The following is a 19,662-nucleotide window of genomic DNA, read 5'->3' as shown; positions in this document are numbered from 1 at the left end:
AGCTCTTATAAGGTCCGCTCGACTTGCATGTATTAGGCACGCCGCCAGCGTTCGTCCTGAGCCAGGATCAAACTCTCCATAAAAGTGTTTGATATAGCTCACTTCCACAGGATGTGGTGGCTTCGATATTGCGACAGGACGTCGCGTACTTAATCGAAGATCATTCATCACTGTGACGTTTTTAAAACATTGACGAGATATCATGTATCTCATTTATTTCGCTTGGCTTTTTGTTCAGTTTTCAAAGAACTTTTTTTGTCGTTATTAGCGACAAGAATTATATCTTATCACGTTAGCAACATTTAGTCAATAACTATTTATTGGTAAGTTGTTTTTTTACATCTATCGCCTTTTCAGAAGCAGTGAAGACAACTATATCAAAATAACATAATCACTGCAATAACTTTTTATAGATTAGTTTGCTTTTCCCTATAACAGCTTTCGTTTGAAGCGACAAAATTAATCATACCAAAAACAAACTTATAAAACAAGTATTTTATCTATGTAAAATATGGAATTTTAAATTGTATCCTTTTAATTAAAAGTTACTCTATTTTATCAGTTTTTACTATTGCTATCTTAATTGAATTGATGTAACTGATAAGATATGCTAAAGCTAGAACCCGCTGAATGCAATTTTTGAAAGGGAGATATTGAAGAATGAAGAAACATATCGATCAATTTGTTAAGGAAACGACTTCTCGAATGACTGAGTTTAACGTTAAAAATAATGATCACTTAAAGAAAGTCGTTAGGGAAGCATTAACATACTATGAAATGAAATCTCACGAAGAAGTTGAAGGAACAGAACAAGGAACTATTGAATATTTGTATATACACTCGATGATCGAAGAAAATCTTCTTTCCAAAGTCATTACACAAACAATTAATGACGACTATGATCATTCTATAGAAGAGATTTATCAAGGATATGTTATTAGGAGACATTAATCTTTGTTTCTATTCCTTCTATTCTTTTATTCCTTCTATATAAACGCCTCGAAATACGAAATACGAATAAGGTCAGCCAGATCATCAGTGCTGGTTGACCTTCATTTTTATTTTATTGGGCAAGTGTTTTACTTTGAAATTAACCCTCTTAGTGCAAAGCTTACATTTTGAGGGCGTTCAGCCATTCTTCTCATGAAATACCCAAACCAGTCTTGTCCAAAAGGTACATACACACGAGTCGTATATCCTTCTTTTACGAGTTCTAACTGCAAGTTCGTTCGAAAACCGTACAGCATTTGAAATTCAAATTGACTTTGCGGGATATTATTTTCTTTCGTGAACTTTTTGACTTCAGCAATGATTTGATGATCATGTGTCGCAATCGCTGTGTAACTGCCGCTTTGAAGATGTTTTTTTATAATGTTTAAATAGTTGGCGTCTACTTGATTCTTATCTTGATATGCCACTTCTGCCGACTCTTTATAAGCCCCTTTTACAAGTCTTAATGAAATTCCTTTTAGATCCGCGATGTCTTGCTCTGCTCTGAACAGATACGCTTGAATTACTGTTCCGACATTATCAAATTCTTTTCTTAATGCAGCTAGAATATCTAACGTTTGTTGACAATGTGAATGATCTTCCATATCAATACGAACAAAATTGTTATAATCTTTTGCGGTTTGAACAATACGACGCATATTTTCTAAACAAAACTCATCACTAATATCCAAACCAAGCTGTGTCATTTTCAACGAAAGATTACAATTTGCTCCACTTGCAGCGATGGCCTCTAATGTTTTAATACAGTACTCGGTCGCCTCCAACGCTTCTTCCCTGCTATCTACGAACTCCCCTAAATGATCTAAAGTACAAACAAGTCCTTTTTCATTTAATTCTTTTACTTTTTCAATAGCACTTTCAACACTCTGACCTGCAACCACTTGAGATGCGCCGAATTTTAGGCCCCACTGTTTTGCGGCTTTATTCATCGCTTTGTTTTTTGAAAGATACATGAAGAATAGCTTCATCGGTTGCTCTAATACCATATATACCCCTCCGTAAATGAACTCACTTTTTCTATCTGAAAATTCAGCTAGTCTCAAAAAAACACCTGAATTTTATATAACATATTTTTCCAATTAATACTTGAGAGAATGCAGTGAAATGACCCTAACCATTTCACTGCATTTCATTTCAATTAATACATCTCTGATACTGTTTTTGCTTGCATGTGAAGGACTAAGTAATCTGGTCCTCCAGCTTTAGAGTCGGTACCTGACATTTTAAATCCACCAAACGGATGGTAACCAACGATAGCTCCCGTACAATTGCGATTGAAATATAAGTTTCCAACGTGGAAGTCGCGCTTTGCGATTTCAATATGGTCACGGTTTTTCGTAATAACTGCACCAGTTAATCCATACTCTGTGTTGTTCGCAATTTCAATTGCATGGTTAAAGTCTTTCGCTTTTGCCAAGGCCACGACTGGTCCAAAAATTTCTTCCTGCATAATACGTGCTTGAGGATCTAGGTCAACAAATACTGTTGGTTGGATAAAGTAACCTTTTGAAGCATCACCTGTTCCCCCTGCTACAAGACGACCTTCTTCTTTACCAATTTCGATGTAACCCATGATTTTGTTAAACGAAGCATCATCGATAACTGGTCCCATGTAATTACCATTATTCGTTGGGTCTCCAACTGTTAATTCGTTTGTTAATTGAATGACTTTATTTAATACTTCATCATATACGTCCTGATGAATAACCGCTCGTGATCCTGCTGAACACTTTTGTCCTGAAAAACCGAATGCTGAAACGACAATTGATTCTGCTGCTAAGTCAAGGTCTGCTTCTTTATCAACAACAACTGTGTCTTTCCCGCCCATTTCTACAATCACTCGTTTTAAATGATTTTGACCCGGATGTACGACTGCAGCACGCTCGTATAGTCTTGTTCCTACTTCACGTGAACCAGTAAATGTAATTAACGCTGTCTTCGGATGGTCAACTAAGTAATCACCAACTTCTGCACCACTGCCTGGAATGAAGTTTACAACACCTTTAGGAAGGCCGGCTTCTTCTAATACTTCAACAAACTTCGCCGCAACAACTGGAGTTGTACTTGCTGGTTTTAATAAAACAGTGTTTCCTGTGACAATTGGTGCTACTGTAGTACCTGCCATAATTGCAAACGCAAAGTTCCACGGTGAAATAACTACAGTTACCCCCATTGGAGTATAGAAATAACGGTTATGCTCACCTTCACGACTATTTACAGGCTTACCGTCTTTAATGGCGATCATTTGGCGTGCATAGTACTCAAGAAAATCAATAGCTTCAGCTGTATCAGCATCAGCTTCTTTCCAAGGCTTCCCTGCTTCTTTAACGAGATAAGCAGAAAATTCATGCTTGCGACGGCGAACGATTGCAGCAGCACGCACTAAGATATTCGCACGCTCTTCTGGTGACGTTTTTCTCCAAGATTCAAATGTTTCATGTGCAACATTCATCGCTTTTTCAGCAATGTCTTTATTCGCTTTAGAGACAATTCCGATGATCTCTTCTTTATTTGCTGGGTTGTATGACGTAATTTTCGCTTCTGTTGAAATACGCTCTCCACCGACGACAAGATCGTATGACTTACCAAGTTGTCCTTCTACATACTCAAGTGCGGCTTCAAATGCTTTTTTATTTTCTTCAATAGTAAAATCAGTAAATGGCTCATGTTTATATGTTGGTAACAATCTAATCACTCCTAATAGATTTTTTATATGGGTATGAACACTCCACTTGTTAAATACCTTCTATGCAAAAAGTTCAACGTGCTCACTTCACTATTTTTATTGCAAATACCGTGCCAAGTTTAAAAAATTTTAATAACCTTTAAATCTGCCTCTTTTATAAAAAAATAGAATAGATCTTTTACAAAATTAGTTATACAATTGTGTCAAAAGTGTCTAATCGATTTACATTACTGTCTAAATTATTGTAAGCGGTTACGTAACTGTTAGACCAGTGGTTGTTGGAGGTGTTGATCATGAGTTTAGACATGGCATTAGCTTCATTTGCTTTGCCATTAGAAGACTATAATGGATCCGAGACAATGGAACGGTATTCTCAACATATGTTGTTATCTGAGATTACGAGTTTACCAAATGAAGATATCGTTTTAGAGGATGAAAATGGTCTGCTTGTTGGTTGGGTTCCATATCGAAAATTAGTAAACGAATTGTGGAAACAGTGGAAGTTGACATTAACGCATTACAATACTTTACTACAATCTGTTGATGACGCAATCACAGTTGTGGATACTAAAGGCTTTATTCAATCATGGAATCATAAGGCTGAAGAAATGTATGGTCTAACTTCCGAGGACGTAAAGGGAAAATTGATAACTAGTTTCTTTGAGACTGAATCGGTCGTCCTCATGTCAACTATTAACGAGAGAAAAGGTGTTATAAAAAAGTACAATCAACCAAAACCTGACGTGCATGTGTTAATTAATACTTCTCCTATTCTAATAGATGATAACGTTGTGGGTGGCATTTCCGTTGAACGAAACATAACCGATATTGTGAAATTAAATGATGAACTTTCATCAACAGCAGCTTCACTCCATGAATTAGAAAGAAATGTCCACAATGAACAAACCCCTTTTAGTAAAATAAAAGGAAGAAGTCCGGTGTTACAAGAAGCTCTTTATCTCGTAAGTAAAGTATCGAAAACCGAAGCTACTGTTTTAATTACTGGAGAAAGTGGTGTTGGTAAGGAATTATTTGCTGAAGCGATCCATAAAACGAGTCCTCGTTCAGAAGCACCTTTTGTAGCCATTAATTGTGGCGCCATTCCTACAGCTTTAATTGAAAGTGACCTTTTCGGATATGAACAAGGAGCATTTACCGGTGCAGTGAAGGGCGGAAAAAAAGGAAAGTTTGATGCTGCTCTTGGTGGTACGATCTTTTTAGATGAAATTGGAGAAATGCCGTTAGAAGTCCAAGTTAAGCTACTGCGTGTCCTTCAAGAAAAGCAGTTTTACCGCGTCGGTGGGACAGACCCTATTCCAACAGACGTGCGTATTATTGCTGCAACACATCGAGATTTGGAAAAAATGATTGAAGAAGGAAGCTTTCGTGAGGATTTATTTTACCGTTTGAACGTTATTTCTATATCCGTTCCGCCGTTGCGTGAACGTAAAGAGGATATACCAGAACTCGTTCAGTTATTTTTACAAGAATTCTCGATTAAATATAAGATCCCAATTCCAGAATTAGATCCTGAAGTAATGTACATGTTTTTACAGCATCCGTGGCAAGGTAATGTGAGACAGCTTCGGAATATGATTGAAAGGTTAATCATTTTAGCCGATGAAAACGAACGAATTGAACCCAAGCATCTACCAAACAATTTTGTAAAACAACCCACCCCTATAGTTGAAACAATTGAAAGTAATCATTCTAACCTCAACTTAGATGATAAGATAAGAAATGCACTAAAATTGACGTATGGCAACAAAACGGCTGCTGCTAAGTTATTAGGGATCTCACGGGCAACATTGTACAATCGAATGAAGAGTCTAAAGTGATCTGATGATTAACGTACTAGCCTCACTTAACAAATTTCAAATAAAAAACGACCAGCAGTAAAGGTTTTAACCAGCTGATCGTTTTTTATTTGGTTCTTACTTATTCCCTACGAACAACGAATCATGACTACTAGAAGCTAATAACGATCGATCAAGATCTTTGATTGTTTTTCTTCCAGAAAGAGCCAGTGTTAAGTCAATATCCGCAATCATATTACGGATGACACGTTTCACTCCTTCTTCTCCACCGGCAGCTAATCCGTAAACATATGGGCGTCCTAATAAAACAGAAGTTGCCCCTAATGAAAGAGCTTTTATAACATCAGCCCCGCGACGTATCCCACTATCAAATAAAACAGGAATTTTCCCTTGAACTACGTCGCACACCTCTGGAAGCGCTTCCAAAGCACCGATCGCTCCATCCACTTGGCGCCCACCATGATTCGAGACAATAATACCATCTACACCATGTTGTAATGCTAATTCTGCATCTTCACGATGTACAATTCCCTTTAACAAAATCGGTAACTTTGTATGTTCACGTAAAAAAGCAAGATCTTTCCATGTTAAACTAGCATTTGAATAGATACTAAAAAAGTATTGGATAGCTGCACGGATATCTTCTCGTGGAGATTTCTCAAGCTTTGAACAAAAAGCCGGGTCAGATAAATAGTTGGCAATACCGATGCCATTAATAAAAGGCAGGTAAGCATTTCTTAAATCTTGTTCTCTCCAGCCTAACATTGGTGTATCGAGTGTCACTACCAGTGCCGAATAACCGCTTTCTTCAGCACGTCTCAGCATACTTGCTGTTACATCTTGGTCCTTTCCCCAATAGAGTTGGTACCAACGCGGTGCATCGCCCATTACATTTGCAATCTCTTCCATTGCAAACGAAGAAGCTGTACTCGCTATGTACGGTATCCCCATTTCAGCAGCAGCTTTAGCCGACCCTAGCTCCCCTTCTTCATGAATAATCGATTGAACACCGATTGGAGCTAACAAAATAGGAGAATGATAGGTTTGTCCAAATAATGAAACTGATAAATCCCGCTCTTCCACATCGCAAAACATCCGCTGTTGAATTTTAATACGATCAATTGCTTCACGATTGGCATCCATAGTCGATCCGCTTCCAGCCCCGCCAGCAACATACCAATAAGGACCATCTTCTAATGTTTCACGAGCCAACTTTTCCCACTCTTCAAAAGCAACTGGATACTTTTGATTTTCCTTTGCTGTTTCGGGTGAATACACCTGAAATTGAACTAAATCTCCATAACCACTCATACGTAACTACCTCCAATGATTGAAATTCACTTCCAAGTCAGAGAGTTCGTTTATTGTTAATCATTAGTAGGAATAGGCCTAGATGTTAACTATTACTATTGGACAGCTGCTTCAATTACTAAGAATACTGACTAGTTAGTATTTAAAAGTATCATATACTATTTATTTTGAAATTTCAATATATTATGTTAAAATATGTATATTTTTAGTATTAGAATTTTAAGAGAAGGTGAGAAGTTTGTTAAAGTCTATCCTACCAATTGTCTTTATAATAATCATTTTGTTAGTCTTATTCCAAAAAGGGATATTAGTATTCTCGCGAAAAAGCGGATTCGTCTATATCAAAAAGAAAAACAAACTTACAATTTCATATAAGATGTTTAACGGTCTAGAAGATTTCGGGTTCATTATGAAAAGAGATCAAATAGTCACTCTTAAGTACAAAGTAAAAGTTGTTAGTGGTTCATTAAAAATTCGTCTAGGAAAAAATTTTACTAGTGAGAAAGATGCTATTTTTATAAAGGAATTCTACAACGATTCTGAAGGTGAGTTTAATTTCCACCCAAAATATAGGGCGTATACTTTAAGGTTAGAAGGAGACAAAACTGAAGGCAGTTGTGATATTACGTTAGAAACTTCTAAAAGTGACTTATTAAGGGAATAGGCTTTACTAAAGATAGTAAAGGACGTAAAATTTAATAATTTTACGTCCTTTTTTATATGGCTGACTATAGTTAAATTATCTAGTTTTCATTGCTACTTCTTGAACTATTTCATAAGAGCGTAATCGCTCATTGTGGTCATAGATATGACTATTAATAATCATTTCATCCGCTTGAGTTTCGTCTAGAAAAGCTTGGAGCTTTTCTTTTACTGTTTCCGGATTTCCAATAACCGAAGAACCTAATTGTTTTTCAATAGCATCTTTTTCAATACTCGTCCATAAATGTTCCATCGACTCTATTGGTGGTTGCAATTGGCTTGGCTTATTTCTTATAAGACTTAAAAACGCTTGTTGGTGTGATGTTGAAAGCCATTGTGCCTTTTCATCTGTATCTGCAGCAATGACATTTACTCCTACCATAGCATACGGCTCTTGCAGTACTTCGGAAGGTTGGAAGCTTTGGCGGTATAAGTTAAGAGCAGGAAGCGTATACTCTGGTGAAAAATGACTGGCAAAAGCAAAAGGCAACCCAAGCTTTCCTGCTAATTGTGCACTAAAACCACTAGATCCTAGAAGCCAAATGGGGATCTGTAATCCTTCTCCAGGATAAGCTCGAACCCGTTGATTATGCTGATCAGGTGCAAAATAAGCTCGAAGTTCCGCTAACTGATTCGGGAAGTCATGTCCGCTCCGTAAATCTCTTCTTAATGCATGGGCCGTATACTGATCACTGCCTGGTGCACGCCCGAGCCCCAGATCAATTCGTCCCGGATACATAGATTCAAGCGTCCCAAATTGTTCAGCAATGACTAATGGGGCATGATTTGGTAACATGATGCCGCCTGAGCCCACTCGAATTTTCGTTGTTCCACCAGCGATGTATCCGATTAAGACAGATGTTGCTGAACTTGCAATGCCAGGCATATTATGATGTTCGGCAACCCAAACACGGTGATACCCCCACTTTTCAGCATGTCGTGCAAGATCTAAACTGTTTTTAAAAGAGTCAGCAGCTGAACCGCCTTGAACGATTGGCGCAAGGTCCAATATAGAAAACTTTATATCGTGTATTTGTTTTTGAGTCATTGTATTCACCCTCTTATGTATTCTGGAACTTATTATATGTAGTAAGTACTGAAGTATCTATTTAGTACCTCTAAATATCATTTTGTCATTTTACACGTTCTATATGATAATTTCTAGTTTTCTGCCTGCTATTAACCCAGTGCAAAAAAAAGAGGCTGACCAAGCAGCCCCTTTCAACTATTACTTTACTTTTAATTCATTTCCTTCAACCGACACATTGATTTTATCTACTTTTTCTTTATCAATCATTAATGCCGTAATTTTATTTTCAATGTGGTCTTGAATAACGCGACGTAACGGTCTAGCACCAAATTCCGGATGGTATCCTACTTCAGCAATTCTTTCTTTGGCCTCTTTCGTAACTTCAATAAAAATACCTTGTTCGTTCAATGTTGCCATTAGTTCTTTCAACATAATGTCGACAATTTTAATTAAGTCTTCTTTTGTTAAGTGCGCAAATTCAATAATAGAGTCAATGCGATTTAAAAACTCGGGTTTAAAGTAATTTTTTAAAGTTTCTAACTGTACCATTGTCTCTTCTACAGTTTTTGAAGATCCAAACCCAATTGCTGGCTTTTTCTTATCTGTTACACCTGCATTTGATGTCATAATAATAACCGTTTCATTAAAATTAACGACTCTTCCTTGGCTGTCTGTTAAACGACCGTCCTCCATAATTTGTAGAAAAACATTCATCACATCAGGGTGTGCTTTTTCGATTTCGTCTAGTAATACAATCGAATAAGGGTTTCGACGAACTTGTTCTGTCAATTGCCCTGCTTCATCGTGTCCAACATAACCCGGTGGTGAACCGATAAGCTTTGATACGGAGTGTTTTTCCATATACTCACTCATATCTAAACGAATCATGGAGTCCTTGCTGCCAAACAACTCTTCCGCTAATGTTTTTGTTAGTTCTGTTTTTCCAGTACCCGTCGGCCCAACAAATAAGAAGGAAGCAGTTGGACGGTGTTTTGGTTTTAACCCTACTCGTGCTCTCATTACTGCATTGGCTACTTGTTCAATTGCTTTTGCTTGACCGATTACTTTGTGAGCAAGTCTGTTTGGTAAGTCTTTCATTTTTGTTTGCTCATCTTTTTGAAGTTTTCTAACCGGGATACCAGTACTTGACTCAATAATAGCTTGGATGTGCTCTACTGTTACTTCCGTTGTTTGTTCATTAGGTTGCTCGTTTTCTAGTCTTTCTTTAATTTCTAGCTCTTCTTTACGTAGATTTGCTGCTTTTTCATATTGTTCTTGTTGTGCAGCGATTTGTTTTTCTCTATCGATTTCTTTTAATCGTTTTTCTAAGTTTTCTGTATCGGGTCCAACTTGTGATAGATTTAGTTTCGAACCTGCTTCATCTAGTAAATCGATTGCTTTATCTGGTAAAAAACGATCTTGAATGTAACGTTTTGAAAGAGTGACGCAAGCTTTTAGTACATCATCTGAGTATTTTACATTGTGATAGACTTCATAAGCTGGTCGAATACCTTTTAAAATTTCAAAGGCTTCTTCTTCTGTCGGCTCTTTTACGATGACAGGTTGGAAACGACGTTCTAACGCTTGATCCTTCTCAATCATTCGATATTCTTTAAGCGTTGTTGCACCAATGATTTGCATGTCACCTCGTGCAAGTGCCGGTTTTAAAATGTTCCCGGCATCCATCGAACCTTCTGCAGAACTTCCTGCTCCTACCATCATGTGAAGCTCATCAATAAATAGGATGACATCTTCGCGTTGCTGCAATTCAGTAATTAGTTCTTTCATTTTTTCTTCAAATTGTCCGCGATAACTCGTTCCAGCAACAAGTGAATTAATGTCTAATGTATAAACTTCTTTATTTTTTAACTTAGCAGGAACTTGACCATTCACAATTTTTAGAGCAAAGCCCTCAACAATTGCTGTTTTCCCTACCCCTGCTTCACCAATTAGCACAGGATTGTTTTTGTTACGACGATTTAAAATTTCAATTGTTCGCTCAATTTCTTTGTCACGTCCAATCACCGCATCAATACGACCATCTTTTGCTTCTCTAGTTAAGTTGCGACCATGTTGATCGAGGAAGCTGTTTCCTCCTCCTTGCTGTGGAGGCATTTGCTTCACATTTTGATGCTGTTCACCATTTGGCAGGTGAGATGATTGAAAGGAGTTAAAGAAATCATCAAAATAATGATTGAAGTTAAAGTGGCCTGAACCTAAAGACTGGTAGGCTTCACTGTAACAACTAGAGCATAAATGAATTTGTTTGTGTTGCTCATTTAGCATAACATCCATTTTTACATTTGCTTGTTTTGCATTACATTTTTGACATAACATCATCTAACCTACCCCCTCTTCGATTTTGACTATCTTTGACCTTTTATATAAATAAAAATCCCAACAAATTGCGGGATCTCATTTATATATTGTGATTCCATTATAACTGACCTTCTTTGACTTTTCAAGAGTAAAAGAAAAATTTTGAGGTAGCAGGCACCTTTACTACTGTACTGAAGTAAAGGTGCCTGCTACCTCTTTTTTTGCTACCTCTTTTTTAATCTTTCTTTACGCTTCTTTTAGCCGTTGACAATCACTCCACCGTTTAGATGGAGAATTTGACCTGACATATAGGAAGAATCTTCACTCGCTAAATAAATATAAGCAGGTGCGAGTTCTACGGGTTGGCCTGCACGCTGCATTGGTGTGGTACTTCCAAACTCAGAAACTTCCTGCGCTGTAAATGTTGACGGAATAAGCGGTGTCCAGATTGGTCCCGGAGCTACACCATTTACTCGAATCCCCTTTTTAATAAGAGATAATGATAACGACCGTGTAAACGTAACAATAGCCCCTTTAGTTGCTGAGTAGTCAATTAATTTTTCGTGACCTTTATAGGCTGTAACAGATGTTGTGTTAATGATACTGCTCCCAGACTTCAAATGAGGCAATGCCGCTCTAGTTAAATAAAAGAATGAAAACATATTTGTTCGAAATGTACGCTCTAACTGCTCACTCGTAATGTTTTCAAAGTCCGTTTGCGGATGTTGCTCGGCAGCATTATTAACTAAAATATCTAATTTATTAAACTCACTGATCGTCTGCTTAATTACATCTTGGCAAAAACTCTCATCGCCTAAATCACCAGCAATATTTATACAACGTCTCCCCTCTTCTTCGACTTGCTTCTTCGTTTCTTCTGCATCCGAATGTTCACTTAAATATACATTAACAACGTCGGCTCCTTCTTTTGCATACCCAATCGCGACCGCTCGACCAATACCGCTGTCAGCTCCCGTAATAATTGCAACTTTGTCTTGTAATTTTCCAGAACCTTTATAACTATAATTTTCATCTGTCGGATGAGGCTTCATTTGTGACTCAATACCAGGTTGCTGATTTTGATGTTGTGGCGGAAACGTTTGATGAGGTTGATTGGATGATGACACGATGACACACTCCCTTATTTATTAGAGTTATTTAATATGTAATAAAGGTAAATTTTACTTTTATAGCATGTCAGAAAATCCTAACCCTTATTCCTTATTCAAAAGAAGCGAATGATAAAAAGGTCATCAAACAATCTTCTTTACTTTCGGTTCAGGTATGCACTCAACACTAAAACTACTACATTTTCAAACAACATCTCTTTAGCACATTAGCGCACAAAAAACAGTACCAAATCAAATATCAAGGAAAAAGAGCACTGCAAGAAAAATCTTACAAGTACTCTTTTCACTTCTATTATTATAATGGGCCATTACTTCTGATAAGGGATATTTAATAATTCAGGAACTGTCACAAACTCAAATCCTAATTCCTGAAGTTCTGGAATCATGATATCCAAAGATTCAACTGTACTCGTTCGATCGCCGTCCCACTCAGCTCCATCATGAAGAAGTACGATCGCACCTAGATGTGCGTTACTCAACACACTAAATGCAATGTCTTCAGGCGGCGGTTCTCTCCAATCAAGTGTGTCAATCGACCAGCCGATCACGTTATAATTTAATTCGTCTAGTTTTTCCACAGCTTCATTATTTAAAAAACCATATGGTGCACGAAACAAACTTGTCCGGTACCCAATAATTTGATTTAGTAGCTCTTCCGTTTGCATGACTTCTCTTTCAAGAGTAGCCATATCACCCTCAACAAGATTAGGATGCCAATAGCTGTGATTTCCTACTATATGCCCTTCATTGACCATTCGTCTAACGATATCTGGATACGCTTCAGCTCTAGCCCCCATTACAAAGAACGTTGCCGGGACATTATACCGGGCTAAAGCATCTAACACTCCCTCCGTATAACGAGGATCAGGACCGTCATCAAAGGTTAACGCAATTCGATTTGCCGTATCAGGTCCACGTAAAATAACGATATCTGGATACCGTTGTTGTAAAATGATATTAGAAATCGGTCCTCGCACCGCCTCCTCATCGCCTCCCTGTAAATCAGGCAATCCTTCGACTTCACGTGGATTATCTTTGTCTTTCTTAAACCACCATTCTTGTTTGATATCTTCAGCTGGTTTTTCTTCAGCAGAACTCACCATCGGTTGCAGCACAGCACCGAATAGAAAAGCCATGATAAATAGCCACTTCATAACGTTCTTTTTCACAAAGTCATCTCCTTATTCAATTTATGTACGTAGTTATTTTTTATTTAAAAAGGAGGATTATTCATAAAATGGCAATATTTTAGCTCAGTATATAATTAAAGTATTAATTTCTCATTTGGACCCGACCTTAAGCTAAACTCTTTACATATTTGAATGTAGAGAGGGATTCTATCTCTAACTCAACTCTAACTTACTTTAATAAACCATGAGAAATAGGAAAGAGTCTGTATCATTTTAGATACAGACTCTTTAAGAATTTGATAATAGTTACCTTATCTTTTTATTGTTTTAGACCTTCAACAAATACACTAACATTATGCTTTATCATGTCAATGTACGTTTCTGCTCCACTACCTGCAGCACCAATTGCATCAGTGTAAACTTCCCCTGCAATTGGAACACCTGTTTCATTTGAGATGGTTTCCATATACCGTTTATCAACTGTTGACTCTACAAATACTGCTGGAACATTACGATCGTTGACTAGATCGACAAGTCTTGAAATTTGTTGTGGAGTTCCCTCTTCATGAGAGTTAATTTCCCATACACCTTCTGTATCAAACCCGTAATCTGCTCCAAAATATTTGAATGCATTTTCACTTACAATGATTACGCGGTGCTCTTCTGAAATTCCTGCAACCTCTTCTTCAACCCAAGCATCAAGCTCTTGTAACTCGCCGATATATGCATCAGCATTTGCACGGTAAATCGATTCACCTTCTGGGTCTCTTTCAATTAAATCATTTACAATGTTCTCCACATACGTAATCACATTTTTAGGACTTAACCAAGCATGTGGATCATCCTCATCGTCACCAACTAGTGGAATTGGTGTTACACCTTCAGAAACAGCAACAATGTCAGTATCTGAAGCGTTAGAAACTACTTTTTCTAACCATTCTTCTAAATCAAGACCATTCACATAGAAAACATCTGCATCAGCTACCTTTTGGAAGTCACTTGGTACCGGCTCATATTCGTGCGGCTCTTCTCCTACTGGTACGATATATTCCACACTACCGTGGTCGCCAATAATATTCTCAATAATATCCCCTAAAACTGAAAAACTCGTTGTTACCTTTAGCCCATCCCCTGCCTCTGTTGAAGCTTCATTTGAAGAACAAGCTGCTAAGAAAAAACTAAAAATTAAGATGAAGCTTAAACTTAATAATGACTTTTTTTGAAACATTGTCATTCTCCTCTCCTTTAATATCATTCTTTAAATTCGTGTTAACCAGTGGCATTGGAATGGTACTTGTTGTATGTAGTTAGGTAATTATTATCTACTTTGTTTGTCCACGGTTAACCTTTTTGCACTTAGGCAACTTTTAACACAAAAAAAATTTCACGTTAAAGTGTATTCATTGTTAATTAGATTATGCCTTATTCATTTTTGAACAAGGTATAATTTCTTGTCCTTAACAACATTTTTTTACCTAGTGCAAAATCTCAAGATTAATTATATAAAATAAACAAATTACTGTCTAGACTTTTAGTGAAGAAATTATATACTTTATTGCACACCTCTAGAAAACAAGAAAGAAGTTTACACAAGAAAATTTTTAGGTAAACTTTTTACCTCCTAAGTTTCTTAATATAATGAAAGGACTATTGGCTATACAATTTCAATCTTCCTTTCTTATTAAACGGATTTATAGTGAAATTAGGTATTCGATAATCGATACCATAAAAATCATCTCATAAATTTGAGAATCCTACCGTACTGGTAAGAAGATATACAAACAGAGAAAAATAATTATAATGATATAAGCCCACAACCCAATTGAAAATTTTTGCCTAATTCTCATTTTTACCCCTCACTTTTCCTTATTTATGTTTCATAAGGGCAACTTTTTTATTGTAAGAAAGCAGTATTAATATTTTTTATAAATAGAGATTTATTATACTGTATTATTATTTGCTTTTCAGGAAAATTATGTGTTTGTCAAGAGCAAAAAGAGGTGCCCAATTTTATGAACACCTCTTTTTACGTATTTACAGTTTGTGTTTATACTCATACTTATTATCTTTGGACTCGACTTTAATTTCCACTTCAACGGAATCCCAGTCGTAACCGTAAGAAGTTATAATGTTTTTTACCACTTGCTGTAAGTCTTCTGGGTTATTAAGTTGAACACTAGAAAAGGTTTGAGCCAGAAAATCATCCGCTTTTTTCCCTTTCATTTTCATTTTTTCTTTCCCATGCTTGATTTCCACTTCTGATTTATCTTTTTTCTTTTTCTGTTCTTGTTTGATTTTTACCTCAAAGTCATCATTCTTAATCTTGATCTCCAGCTTTTCGATACGGTTCAAAAAGGCTGAAAGTTCTCCTTGTTTTGCTGAGACAGCTTGCTTTGATTCGAAAACGTCTATATCTTCTTTTATAACTTCTTGATTATCATCTTGAGGAGTTAAAGCACCCTCATTTTTATTTTCATTACTAACATTAGACTGCTCTTTTTGATGGTTTACTGCTATAATTACCGGTTCTTCTTGAATCACAACCGCTTTTTCTAATTCACCTTTTTCATTGCCGTGAAGTGTGTCGTACTCCTCTTCACTCATTATCGTTGTTGAAGTCTCCTTAGAATAAGGGTCTGCATGAAAACTATCCGCTAATACAAGATAACTGAATGAAAGAATTAATGTAAACAAAGATCCAATTAACATATATCCAAACTTACCCATAATTTCCCCCTATAATCAATCATCTTTTTATTATATAGGAAGAATGTTTTGTATCCATCCACAAAATGAACTGAATGCCTACTATATCTATATTACTAATCATTTTGACTAATTTTAAAAAATAAAAATAGTGAACCGAAATGGGTCCACTACTTTTACACGTTATATTATATTAAATCAACTATCTGCTAATAAACATTTGCGTCCAGTAGTTCCCGTTTCCATTATGTCCAACACCAATATGCGTGAAGTTTCCATTCATAATGTTTGCGCGATGACCTTCACTATTCATCCATGCTTGTACGACTTGTTCTGCAGATTGTTGTCCTTGAGCAATGTTTTCAGCTGCTGCATTATAATCTACACCGAAGTCACGAATCATATCAAATGGCGAACCATAAGTTGGACTCGTATGTGAAAAATAGTTATTTTCTTGCATATCATTTGATTTAGCACGTGCTACATTACTTAATGAAGTATCTGCCTGTAAATCAGAAAGTCCTGCTCTTCTTCTTTCAGCATTCGTTAAATCAATAACTTGTTGTTCAATTTCACTTATACCTTCTGCACGTTGTTCAGGTTGAGCTGGTGTTTCATCAGCAGGTTCTTCTTGAGGTTGCTCTGTCGGCTCTTGTGGCGCTGCCTCTGGTTGTTGTGGTGTTGCCTCTGGCTGTTGCGGTGCTGCCCCTGGTTGTTGTGGTGCAGGCTGCTGCGTACCTGGACGTTGTGCAACACCTTCACGCAAACGGCGTTGAATGTCTTCTGGCGATAACTGAACTCCTTCCGGTAAAAGTCTTGCAATATCCTCTCGTGTTAATTGTCGTCCTTCGGGAAGATGTCTTGTAATGTCTTCTGGTAAAAGACGTTCTATATCTTCTTGTGTAAATTGAACAGCGCGTTCCTGACCAGGTGTCTGCTGTCCTTGACCATCGATAATAAATTCATACTTAGCATGTTGAACTTGAACTGCTTTCGTGTGAGGATATTCGTCACTTGGAATTGTTGTTACTTGGCTCGATACTTGCCCATATCTAACATTGTCACCTTCAATTGCATCTCCTTGATCGGCTTCAAAAACATTACCACCATATTGGCCACAAGCCCCCAAAAAGAGAAGTAATAAAGCAATAATAGTAATCAACAGATGTTGTCTTTTCATAAGTATTAGCTCCTTTAATTGATTAATTTCCTACCTTATTCTTTTTCTTTTTTGGAGTTAAATATTGATGGTAAATATCGAGATTTAACTAATTACTTGGCAAAAAAATAACCCCTCAAATCATAAAAGAGGAGTTTAAACTGATTTAAAAATGGTATGGATTATTTCCTTTATTGAAACTTTCCATTGTGATAATCGGAAAATGCTTGCCTTATTTCTTCTTCTGTATTCATGACAAACGGCCCGTGTGCTACAACTTGCTCCTTAATTGGTTCACCTGCCAAAAGAATTCCATGTAATTTTTCACTTGTGCTCTTAATTCGGATGACGTCTGAGTCTCCTTCTCGCTTATCACTTTGTCCTAACCATATCACTTGGTTTTTTACACCTTTTATTTCTTCTTTACCAAAAAGTCCGCTGCCTTCAAGAATATAAATAAAACCGTTATAACTTTTTGGAATATCTGGCATTATTGTTTTCTCTAATGAAACTTCAAAATCAATCATTGTTACAGGAGTATAATTTAAAGTTTCAGCTTGATACTTGCCATAGGAACCTGAAAATAACCGGATAACAGCCCCTTCTTCTTTAATTTCTGGCATATTTCTTTTATATAGATCTTGGTAGCGTGGACTAGCTGATTTATTTACCTTCGAAAGGTTAACCCACAACTGCAAACTATGTACTTTACTTCCTACCACTGGGTCCTCAATATGACTAATGCCTTGTCCTGCAGTCATCCATTGAACATCTCCTGCTTTTAACAATCCTTCGCCACCATGACTGTCTTTATGCTCCAACTCGCCATCGATAACATATGTAACAGTCTCCATTCCTTTGTGAGGATGAAATCCAAATGTCCCCTTTTTAAACCAATCTTCTGCCATTAACAGAAATGGATCAAAATCATACCAATGCCCCGGTTCCAATACCCAGCCTTGGGTGTGACCTGCTCCTCTAACTTGATGAGTAACATCCCACTTTTTTAAGATCGATCGTTCGCTGTTCACTGTCATACCTTAACTCACTCCTTTCTTGTTTAACTATAAAATTATTCGACCGTAAAGTGCAATGAATACGCTTTTTATTCCGACAAGTCAGTAGTATTTTAAAAGAAAAGATTATGTATTATTATTAAGGTAACGATTTCCTGAAGGAGTTATACCAATGAAAATTGTAGTTGTATCTGATACTCATATACCAAGAAAAGCTAAAGATTTTCCGACGCGATTGCTTAGAGACCTTAAAACAGCTGATCTAATCATTCATGCAGGAGATTGGCAGACAATCTCAGTGTTTGAAGAGTTATCTAAATATGCAAGGGTTGTAGGTGTTTCTGGTAACGTTGATGGTCCAGACATTAAAAGTCACTTTAAAGAAAAGCTGATTTTATCAATTAACGGCTTTAAAATCGGTGTAGTTCATGGCCATGGACAAAAATTAACAACGGAAAAGCGAGCACTTGCTGCATTTAAAGAAGATCATGTGGATTGCATCATTTTCGGACACTCCCATATTCCTATCCTAAAAAGAGCAGAAAACGTGCTGTTATTTAATCCTGGATCTGCGACAGATAAACGCAAACAAACCCACTTTTCCTATGGTATTCTTCATATTGGTGAGTCTATTGAGGCTGAGCATGTTTTTTATGAAACCAAGCATTAATAACGAGTTACTCCTCTTGATCTTCTTTTGGATCCTCTTGGTAATGTTCATTTAAATATTCATTTTCAGTTGTTGCAAAACTAACCGAAAGAAGACTCTGCTCTGGCTCCATTCCGTAATAACCTTTGCGCTTATCATTGATATCCTCACCACTTTTAAACAATGTTTCTTTTTGGGACTTAGTCATGTCGGATCTCCCCTTTAATAGTTTGCGTGTATGAATAGAATGTACTGCCTTAGATATTCTTATTATGCTACATGATTTGAATTAAAAGCGTTTTACATACTAAAAAAATCACAATCCGTTTGGATTGTGATTTTGCCTAGTGAAGTCCCTTGTGTTTTAAACTAATTACTATAGCTCCTAAAAGGCGGGTATCATTGAGAAGATGTTCGCCTATTGTTTCGCGGTCTGAGAGGCCCTTATTTATACAAAGATCATCGTTTTTATGACTTATGAGGACTGAGAGGCTCTTATTTACATAAAATCATGTGATATTGACGGAATTTCATAAAATAAGAGCCTGTGAGTCCGCTAAATCCAACAAAATGGCATTTTGTACACTTATAAGGGCTTCTGAGTCCTCTCAATACATAAAGGAGTATCTACTCAGCCCTCTGAAAAGAAATCTAAACAATGATAAACAAAGTGAATCTAAAAAAGCACAACCCATTTGGATTGTGCTTTATGCCTAGCGACGTCCTACTCTCACAGGGGGAAGCCCCCAACTACCATCGGCGCTGAAGAGCTTAACTTCCGTGTTCGGCATGGGAACGGGTGTGGCCTCTTCGCTATCGCCACTAGACTATATTGAACATCAGATGACCCTTTGGTTATCTGAGTTCACATTGAGAGTGGTTCTCTCAAAACTGGATAATGGCTAGATGAATTCAACGCTTTATTATTGTCTAGCTTCAATGCCTAGATTTTTGTGTCGTTTCACTTCTTCAGTTGAAGTTACCACTTCGCCTTCT

16 protein-coding genes and 2 rRNA genes are annotated in these 19,662 nt (G+C 36.9%); 4 read left to right on the top strand and 14 right to left on the bottom strand.

What is annotated here, in order from left to right:
* Positions 1 to 83: ribosomal RNA gene (locus N7Z68_RS23825) — 16S ribosomal RNA — on the bottom strand; the annotation flags it as partial.
* Positions 84 to 660: 577 nt separating this feature from the next.
* Between N7Z68_RS23825 and N7Z68_RS23820 the strand changes: the two genes are divergently transcribed.
* Positions 661 to 951, top strand: a complete 291-nt coding sequence (locus tag N7Z68_RS23820) for a DUF6407 family protein (protein WP_275120922.1) — start codon at positions 661 to 663, stop codon at positions 949 to 951.
* A 128-nt stretch (positions 952 to 1,079) separates the two neighbouring features.
* Here N7Z68_RS23820 and N7Z68_RS23815 read toward each other — a convergent pair whose 3' ends face one another.
* Positions 1,080 to 1,997 carry a proline dehydrogenase family protein gene (locus N7Z68_RS23815; protein ID WP_275120921.1) on the bottom strand — a complete coding sequence of 306 codons (918 nt, stop codon included), beginning with the start codon at positions 1,995 to 1,997 and terminating at the stop codon, positions 1,080 to 1,082.
* Positions 1,998 to 2,149: 152 nt separating this feature from the next.
* Positions 2,150 to 3,697 (bottom strand): L-glutamate gamma-semialdehyde dehydrogenase, encoded by a 1,548-nt coding sequence (pruA, locus tag N7Z68_RS23810; RefSeq protein WP_275120920.1) that lies wholly within the window; start codon positions 3,695 to 3,697, stop codon positions 2,150 to 2,152.
* A gap of 293 nt (positions 3,698 to 3,990) precedes the next feature.
* Here pruA and N7Z68_RS23805 point away from each other — a divergent pair, with 293 nt between their 5' ends.
* Positions 3,991 to 5,535 carry a sigma-54 interaction domain-containing protein gene (locus N7Z68_RS23805; protein ID WP_275120919.1) on the top strand — a complete coding sequence of 515 codons (1,545 nt, stop codon included), beginning with the start codon at positions 3,991 to 3,993 and terminating at the stop codon, positions 5,533 to 5,535.
* Positions 5,536 to 5,631: 96 nt separating this feature from the next.
* Here N7Z68_RS23805 and N7Z68_RS23800 read toward each other — a convergent pair whose 3' ends face one another.
* Positions 5,632 to 6,825, bottom strand: a complete 1,194-nt coding sequence (locus N7Z68_RS23800) for a lactate 2-monooxygenase (protein ID WP_275120918.1) — start codon at positions 6,823 to 6,825, stop codon at positions 5,632 to 5,634.
* Between the two features lie 409 nt (positions 6,826 to 7,234).
* On the opposite strand from N7Z68_RS23800, the gene N7Z68_RS23795 reads away from it, so the two are divergent.
* Positions 7,235 to 7,489, top strand: coding sequence for a hypothetical protein (locus N7Z68_RS23795; protein ID WP_275120917.1), 255 nt, complete (start codon positions 7,235 to 7,237; stop codon positions 7,487 to 7,489).
* Positions 7,490 to 7,564: 75 nt separating this feature from the next.
* Here N7Z68_RS23795 and N7Z68_RS23790 read toward each other — a convergent pair whose 3' ends face one another.
* From N7Z68_RS23790 to N7Z68_RS23755, 8 genes are all read right to left on the bottom strand, one after another.
* Positions 7,565 to 8,575 carry an LLM class flavin-dependent oxidoreductase gene (locus N7Z68_RS23790; RefSeq protein ID WP_275120916.1) on the bottom strand — a complete coding sequence of 337 codons (1,011 nt, stop codon included), beginning with the start codon at positions 8,573 to 8,575 and terminating at the stop codon, positions 7,565 to 7,567.
* 180 nt (positions 8,576 to 8,755) lie between these two features.
* Positions 8,756 to 10,894 carry an ATP-dependent Clp protease ATP-binding subunit gene (locus N7Z68_RS23785; protein WP_275120924.1) on the bottom strand — a complete coding sequence of 713 codons (2,139 nt, stop codon included), beginning with the start codon at positions 10,892 to 10,894 and terminating at the stop codon, positions 8,756 to 8,758.
* Between the two features lie 239 nt (positions 10,895 to 11,133).
* Entirely contained in the window at positions 11,134 to 12,003 is an 870-nt protein-coding gene (locus N7Z68_RS23780; protein ID WP_275120915.1) for an SDR family oxidoreductase, read from the bottom strand.
* A gap of 311 nt (positions 12,004 to 12,314) precedes the next feature.
* Positions 12,315 to 13,175 carry a polysaccharide deacetylase family protein gene (locus tag N7Z68_RS23775; protein ID WP_275120914.1) on the bottom strand — a complete coding sequence of 287 codons (861 nt, stop codon included), beginning with the start codon at positions 13,173 to 13,175 and terminating at the stop codon, positions 12,315 to 12,317.
* A 280-nt stretch (positions 13,176 to 13,455) separates the two neighbouring features.
* Positions 13,456 to 14,364, bottom strand: coding sequence for a metal ABC transporter substrate-binding protein (locus N7Z68_RS23770; protein ID WP_275120923.1), 909 nt, complete (start codon positions 14,362 to 14,364; stop codon positions 13,456 to 13,458).
* Between the two features lie 806 nt (positions 14,365 to 15,170).
* The gene (locus N7Z68_RS23765) at positions 15,171 to 15,863 is read right to left on the bottom strand and encodes a hypothetical protein (protein ID WP_275120913.1); all 693 of its coding nucleotides are present in this window, start codon (positions 15,861 to 15,863) and stop codon (positions 15,171 to 15,173) included.
* Between the two features lie 181 nt (positions 15,864 to 16,044).
* Complete coding sequence (locus N7Z68_RS23760; RefSeq protein WP_275120912.1) at positions 16,045 to 17,022, bottom strand: CAP domain-containing protein; 978 nt, start codon at positions 17,020 to 17,022, stop codon at positions 16,045 to 16,047.
* Positions 17,023 to 17,192: 170 nt separating this feature from the next.
* On the bottom strand, positions 17,193 to 18,032 hold the full coding sequence (locus N7Z68_RS23755; protein WP_373323225.1) for a pirin family protein: 840 nt from the start codon (positions 18,030 to 18,032) through the stop codon (positions 17,193 to 17,195).
* 157 nt (positions 18,033 to 18,189) lie between these two features.
* On the opposite strand from N7Z68_RS23755, the gene N7Z68_RS23750 reads away from it, so the two are divergent.
* A complete protein-coding gene (locus tag N7Z68_RS23750; protein ID WP_275120910.1) occupies positions 18,190 to 18,687 on the top strand; it encodes a metallophosphoesterase family protein in 498 nt (165 codons plus the stop codon).
* Between the two features lie 7 nt (positions 18,688 to 18,694).
* On the opposite strand, the gene N7Z68_RS23745 is transcribed toward N7Z68_RS23750, so the two are convergent.
* Together N7Z68_RS23745 and rrf are read right to left on the bottom strand one after the other, a co-directional pair.
* Positions 18,695 to 18,874 (bottom strand): hypothetical protein, encoded by a 180-nt coding sequence (locus tag N7Z68_RS23745; protein WP_275120909.1) that lies wholly within the window; start codon positions 18,872 to 18,874, stop codon positions 18,695 to 18,697.
* Positions 18,875 to 19,377: 503 nt separating this feature from the next.
* Positions 19,378 to 19,493 (bottom strand): 5S ribosomal RNA (gene rrf / locus N7Z68_RS23740).
* Positions 19,494 to 19,662: the final 169 nt, after the last annotated feature.

Source organism: Alkalihalobacterium chitinilyticum (genome assembly GCF_029028005.1).
GTDB classification, from domain to species: Bacteria; Bacillota; Bacilli; order Bacillales; family Bacillaceae_F; genus Alkalihalobacterium; species Alkalihalobacterium chitinilyticum.
The sequence above is the reverse complement of the archived record's forward strand: the minus strand, read 5'-3'. Positions and strand labels throughout refer to the sequence as shown.